The organism is bacterium, assembly GCA_030655055.1.
Classification (GTDB): domain Bacteria; phylum Edwardsbacteria; class AC1; order AC1; family EtOH8; genus UBA5202.
Genome location: JAURWH010000042.1, coordinates 1 through 3977, shown reverse-complemented (window position 1 = coordinate 3977; position 3977 = coordinate 1). Strand labels below are relative to the sequence as shown.

The following is a 3977-nucleotide window of genomic DNA, read 5'->3' as shown; positions in this document are numbered from 1 at the left end:
CGTTTCATCTGCTGGCCAACCTGGCTTGATCGTTTGAATGGCATGTTTGCTCCTTTATTTCCTAACCTCTTATTTTACCACTTTTTAGGGGTAATTCAAGCAAAAAATGAGCCCCTATAATATATGCCGGGACAGAATTGAGAATTGCCGAAGATGAGAGCATATTGGATATGCAGTTTTAGGGGTCGGAGGGGTTTGGATTGACCACCTGCAGAAGGAATCTTTCCGCCACGAGTTATCATCTAATATTTATGACCATACCTGGTCAGGGACGAAGCAGATGACACATTGCAGACAGAAAGCTTTATCCCACCAATCAACAAAGGAGGAACTCACATGAAACCCATCCATGGCCTTGCCAAGACTGCGATTACGGGAATTCTTCTGATATTGTCGATCTATCTGGCAGGATGCAGCAAAACCCCGACTTCCACTCTCGCTCCATTTGAGCCGCAGATCGTCAACAATCAAGACGCCTTCCAGCTTCAAGCTACTGGCGTTACCAATGTTTCGACCACCCTGGTATATTCCTGGAAGAACTCCGGCACCCGGGCAACCATCAACCATTCAACCACAACCACCGCAGGTTCGACCCTGTTGACCATCAAGGATTCCCTGGGAACAACTCTATATTCAAAAGCCCTTGTCCCAAGCCTTAATGAACCGACCACTGCCGGTGTTGCCGGAACCTGGTCTGTCACCCTGACGTTGACAAATTATTCGGGCACGCTTAATTTCCGCGCCGAAAAACTTTAAAATAGTTCTGTCGGATATAGGCATCTAATGATTTTGACGCACCCTTAACCCCAACCCTTGACTTTGCCCCTTTTCATGGTTACATTGCTGTATAGGAGGAAACATGAATGAGATATATTTACCTGACCCTGGCCCTGCTGCTGCTGGCGGGAGGACTGGCCATGACTGAAGCCGCCACTGGCAATAAGACCGAGACAGCCATCTTCGCCGGAGGCTGTTTCTGGTGCATGGAGCACCCTTTTGACTCCCTGCCCGGCGTAAAGGAAGTGATGCCAGGCTACTCCGGCGGCCACATGAAGGACCCCACCTACCGGGACGTCTGCTCCGGCGAGACCGGGCACTACGAGGCGGTGCGCATCACCTACGATCCGGCCAAGATCGGCTACGCCCAATTGCTGGAGCACTTCTGGCGGCAGATAGACCCCACCGACCTTACCGGACAGTTCGCCGACAAGGGCCCCCAGTATCAGACCGCCGTCATTTATCAGAATGTGGAGCAAAAGAAACTGGCCGCAGCATCCAAGGCCGCCCTGCAGAACTCGGGCAAGTTCAAGGAACCAATAGCCACGGCCATTCTGGCCTACAAGAACTTCTATCCGGCCGAGGAATACCACCAGAAGTATTACCAGAAATGCCCGGCCCGTTACAGCACCTACAAGGTGATGTCCGGCCGCGAGGCGGCGCTAAAGAAGCTCTGGAAGGATTCTCCTGCCGTCAAAACTTATTCCAAGCCCGGCGATAAGGAGCTTAAGAAAAAGCTCTCGTCCCTGGAATACCAGGTCACCCAGAAGAGCGCCACCGAGCCGCCCTTTGCCAACAAATACTGGGATGAGAAGCGTGAAGGCATTTACGTGGACATCACCACCGGCCAGCCCCTGTTCAGCTCAAAGGACAAGTTCGATTCCGACTGCGGCTGGCCCAGCTTTACCAAGCCCTTGGAGACAAGCCTGGTGGTGGAAAAGAAGGACACCGGTTTCGGCCGGACCAGGACCGAAGTGCGCAGCCAGGCCGGAGACTCCCACCTGGGGCACGTATTCGATGACGGCCCCCAGCCGACAGGTTTGCGCTATTGCATCAACTCGGCCTCGCTGAGGTTCATCCCGGTGGAGGAGCTGGAGAAGGAAGGTTACGGGGAGTACAAAAAGCTGTTTTGACCTAACCAATTCGTATGTAATGCTAGCCAGAAGGCTCATTGCATCGCCTCAATCCCTTCCCCAAAAGGGAAGGGACGCAAAAAGCCGTGGCATAACGCCACGGCTTTTTCAATGTCAGCTTACTGTTCATTTCCCCCTTCCCTCACGGGGAAGGGGGAATAAAAGGGGGTTAGGTCCCAGCCATCATCTTCTTCACATCCTCCTCCACCCCCGCCGTGGGCTGGACATTGAACTTCTCCACCAGCACCTTCAGCACATTGGGCGACACGAAGGCCGGCAGGGTCGGGCCCAGGTGGATGTTCTTCACTCCCAAATGCAGCAAGGCCAGCAGCACCAGCACCGCCTTTTGCTCGTACCAGGCAATGTCAAAGCTCAATGGCAGTTCGTTGACGTCCTTTAAACCAAAGGCATCCTTCAACGCCAAAGCGATCAAGACCAGCGAGTAGCTGTCATTGCACTGCCCGGCGTCTAAGACCCTTGGGATGCCACCGATGTCGCCCAGGTTCAGCTTGTTGTAGCGGTACTTGGCGCAGCCGGCGGTCAGGATCACCGCATCCTTGGGCAGGGCCTTGGCTATGTCGGTGAAATATTCCCGCGACTTGTGCCGGCCGTCGCAGCCGGCCATCACCACAAAACGCTTGATGGCACCGCTTTTCACGGCTTCTATCACCTTGGGGGCCAGGGCCAGCACCTGGTTATGGGCAAAGCCGATGGTCAGCTGGCCGTCCTCCAGTTTCTCCGGCGCCTTGGACTTTTGGGCCATGGCGATGACGGCGGAAAAATCCTTCTGCTTCCCCGGCTGGCGGTCGGCAATGTGCTTCATTCCCGGGAAGCCCACCACCCCGGTGGTGAACACCCGGTCCTTGTAGCTGTCCTTGGGCGGAACCAGGCAGTTGGTGGTCATCAGCACCGGGCCGTTGAACTTTTCGAACTCCTCATTCTGGTGCCACCAGGAGCCGCCGTAATTGCCGTGGAAATTGGCGTATTTCTTGAAGGCCGGATAGGCGTTGGCCGGCAGCATCTCGCCGTGGGTGTAAACGTCCACCCCCTGGCCCTTGGTCTGCTCCAGCAGTTCTTCCAGGTCCCTCAGGTCGTGCCCGCTGATCAGGATGCCTGGATTCTTGCCGACATCCAATTTGACGCTGGTGATCTCCGGGTGTCCGTACTTTCCGGTATTGGCCTTATCCAAGAGGGCCATGGCCTTTACCCCGTACTCACCGCACTTTAAGACCAAGCCTGTCAGCTCGTCGGCCGAAAGGCCGTCATCCAGAGTGGCGGCCAGGGCCTGCTGCATGAACAGCAGGATCTCGTTGTCCTTGGCATCCAGCACATAGGCGTGATGGGCGTAGGCCGCCAGGCCTTTTAGGCCGAACAATATAAGCGACCGCAGGGAACGGACGTCCTCGTTGGCCGTGGCCAGGATCCCCACCTCGGCGCCCTTGAGCAGGTACTCGTTTAGGCCGCTCTTGACGGACCAGGTGGCGGCATCGGGAAGCGCCTCTCCCGTTTTGGCTGACGTTTTAAGCAGATCCCGGATTTCCCTGGCCCGGTCTATCTGCTTGACGAAATATTCCGGATCGAAGTTGACATTGGTGATGGTGGCGAACAGCTGTTCCATCACGAATTCCGAGGCTTTGGGGTCGCACTGGCCATGGTCCTTGGCCCGGGTATTGAAATAGGAAATGCCTTTCAGGGTGTGGATCAGCAGATCCTGTAATACCGCCACCTGGTCGGGCTTGCCACAGACGCCCCTGGCCCCGGCACAGCCCTTGTTGCCGGCGGTCTCCTGGCATTGATGACAGAACATGGTCATGAAAATCTCCTTGTAATTATTATACCCTTTTCGTGCGTTTTAGTGGGAAATGCCAGGTTTCACTTGTTTTCCGGGTTGGGCGTCTTTATCACCAGAAAACTCAAGTCCTCCGGTCTCTGGTTGGTGATGTGCATAGGCGTTCCCCGGGTAACTGCCGCCAGCTGGCCGTGCTTGATGACGTGGTCTTTTTCCTCAAAGTTAAAAACGCCTTCGCCCTGCAGCACTATCAGATAGACCATGTCGGCGTTGGCCAG

General features: G+C 55.4%; 4 protein-coding genes. 2 read left to right on the top strand and 2 right to left on the bottom strand.

Annotation, left to right across the window (positions count from 1 at the left end):
• The first annotated feature begins 336 nt into the window (after positions 1-336).
• A complete protein-coding gene (locus tag Q7U71_01850) occupies positions 337-756 on the top strand; it encodes a hypothetical protein (GenBank protein ID MDO9390497.1) in 420 nt (139 codons plus the stop codon).
• Between the two features lie 161 nt (positions 757-917).
• Positions 918-1910, top strand: a complete 993-nt coding sequence (msrB, locus tag Q7U71_01845; protein MDO9390496.1) for a peptide-methionine (R)-S-oxide reductase MsrB — start codon at positions 918-920, stop codon at positions 1908-1910.
• 169 nt (positions 1911-2079) lie between these two features.
• Here msrB and hcp read toward each other — a convergent pair whose 3' ends face one another.
• Together hcp and Q7U71_01835 are read right to left on the bottom strand one after the other, a co-directional pair.
• Positions 2080-3723, bottom strand: a complete 1644-nt coding sequence (gene hcp, locus Q7U71_01840; GenBank protein MDO9390495.1) for a hydroxylamine reductase — start codon at positions 3721-3723, stop codon at positions 2080-2082.
• A 59-nt stretch (positions 3724-3782) separates the two neighbouring features.
• On the bottom strand, positions 3783-3977 hold a 195-nt coding region (locus tag Q7U71_01835), incomplete at its 5' end, for a cupin domain-containing protein (GenBank protein ID MDO9390494.1).